The organism is Psychrobacter sp. 78a-MNA-CIBAN-0178 (assembly GCF_040309625.1).
In the GTDB taxonomy this organism is placed as follows: Bacteria; Pseudomonadota; Gammaproteobacteria; order Pseudomonadales; family Moraxellaceae; genus Psychrobacter; species Psychrobacter okhotskensis.
Genome location: NZ_JBEOOZ010000151.1, coordinates 1 through 258 on the forward strand (window position 1 = coordinate 1; position 258 = coordinate 258).

Sequence of the window (258 nt, forward strand, 5' to 3'; positions counted from 1 at the left end):
GCTAGGTAACGATATTGGCTTATTCGATGCGTTTAAACATTCAAACCAAATACTACATTCACTGATAAAATCATTAATCGATATGCTTTGTTTTCAGGGACTTATTAATGTTGATTTAAACGATTTTGCCAAAATTATGGATTGCCAGGGTGATGCAGTACTAGGTGTTGGTAAATGCGATGAAGAAAGCGAGCTTACTACTGCACTTGATGGGGCACTTAATAACCCACTGGTTAATCAAGTTGATATGTCATCAAG

General features: G+C 36.4%; 1 protein-coding gene. It reads left to right on the forward strand.

What is annotated here, in order from left to right; all coding sequences use genetic code 11:
• Window positions 1-258: FtsZ/tubulin family protein (locus AAEY80_RS14645; protein WP_350588612.1), on the forward strand; the 258-nt coding region annotated here is incomplete at both ends.